Consider the following 1632-nt stretch of genomic DNA (forward strand, 5'->3'; position numbering starts at 1 on the left):
GCGCACAACTGCTCGCCACCGGGCGACAGTTGTGCGCCGAGCCCGATCGGGTGGCCGAACTCGCCGCCGTACCGCTGCCGTTCCACGTCCTGTCCGGCACGCACGACGACACCTGGCCGGTGACGGACCTCGACGAGATGGCCGTACGGCTGGAGGCGCACCGCACCGTCGTGGACGGGGCCGAGCACTCGCCCACCATCGACGCGCCGGAGCCGACCGCCCGCGCCCTCGCCGACTTCTGGGACGGGCTCCGCCCCGGCGGCCGTTAGGACGTCGGCGGCGCCCGTGCCGCCAGGACGTCAGTGACGTCAGTACTGCGACTGCAGGTGGCCCCAGAAGCCGTCGCGCAGAGCGCGCCGCAGGTCCGCCTGGCCCCGCAGGGAGTACTGGAGGAGGGCCTCCGCCTCCACCAGCAGGTCCTGGTCGACCGAGCCGGGCAGGTAGGGATGGCCCGGGAGCAGTTCCACCAGGGTGTCCCGGCCGCGCGCGGCGAGCCACTTCGCGGCGATCTGCGCGCCGACGAAGCGGACGTCCTCACGGGTGGGCCGGCCCGTCGCGGGCTCGTAGGCCGGGGCCGTGCGCCGGGAGACGTAGGGCTTGAAGAAGTCGAGGTCGAGGGTGCGCTGGCTGTCGACCTCCCAGAGCAGCGGCTCGGCCTGGTTGCGGCCCTCGGGCGCCTCGATGCCCCACAGGTGGACCCGGGCGCCGTACCCCTGCGCCGCCTCGACCGCCGAGACGAGGTCCTCGTCGCCGCCGAGCAGGGCGGCGTCGCTGATGGCGCGATGCCGGGCCAGTGACTCCAGGTCGGTGCGGATCAGGGAGTCGACGCCCTTCTGCTGGTTGTTGGCGTTGAGGTTGCCGAGGCGGACCTTGACGTCCGGGAGTTCGGCGATGGACTGCTGTTCGGCGGTGTGGATGCGGCGTCTGGCGCCGTCGTACCAGTAGACCCGCAGCAGCCTGCTGTCCGCGAAGACGGTGCGGGCGCGGTCGATGAGCGCGTCGATGAGTCCCTCGGCGTCCAGGTCGAAGGCCCGGCGGTCCTCGGTCCCGGCCACCAGCCGCCCCGCGGCCGCGTACAGATAGCCCGCGTCGACGAAGATCGCATGGGTCGAGGGTGTCTTCGCCACCTCGGCGAGCATGCGCTGGAGCAACTCGTTCGTGCGGTCGATGCGGGCGTTCAGGGCCGTGAGGTCTTCGTTCATCGCTTCCATTGTCCCGGCGGTCACGCTACGAACACAACCGGTCCCGGTCGGTCTCCTTCGAAACACTTAACGACCAGTATTTAGTCGATCGAAAAATTTCCTTAGCTAGGGAATGTGTGCGTCGCACAGACCGTTGACCATGACGGAACGCGAGCCGATCCGCTCGCGGGCCGTCCACCGAAGTAGTTCTCCTTCAGGAGGATGACCAGACGAAGGGAGAAGCCCGTGCGCTTCGAAATCATGCGACTCGACGACGTCGACGGTACGCCCGTGGACACGACCGTCGTGGACGCCGCCTCCGTCAACCGCATCGTTCAGCAGGCCGCCGCCATCGGACAGCGCCTGTGGATCCGCCCGGCCGACACGCCGACCCCGTAACGCAGGACGCCGGATCCCGCTTCGCATGCTTCGGAGCCCCCGTACCGATCGG

Annotated in this window: 3 protein-coding genes; 2 read left to right on the top strand and 1 reads right to left on the bottom strand. The window is 69.9% G+C overall.

Going from position 1 to position 1632, the window contains the following annotated elements; genetic code table 11:
* The coding region (locus B7L92_RS33955) for an alpha/beta fold hydrolase (protein WP_143626423.1) at positions 1–269 on the top strand (269 nt) is incomplete at its 5' end.
* Positions 270–308: 39 nt separating this feature from the next.
* Here B7L92_RS33955 and B7L92_RS33960 read toward each other — a convergent pair.
* Entirely contained in the window at positions 309–1211 is a 903-nt protein-coding gene (locus tag B7L92_RS33960) for an NYN domain-containing protein (protein WP_081241095.1), read from the bottom strand.
* A 216-nt stretch (positions 1212–1427) separates the two neighbouring features.
* Between B7L92_RS33960 and B7L92_RS39900 the strand changes: the two genes are divergently transcribed.
* A complete protein-coding gene (locus B7L92_RS39900; protein ID WP_016824723.1) occupies positions 1428–1580 on the top strand; it encodes a DUF8834 family protein in 153 nt (50 codons plus the stop codon).
* Positions 1581–1632 lie beyond the last annotated feature (52 nt).

The organism is Streptomyces viridosporus (assembly GCF_002078235.1).
GTDB classification, from domain to species: Bacteria; Actinomycetota; Actinomycetes; order Streptomycetales; family Streptomycetaceae; genus Streptomyces; species Streptomyces viridosporus.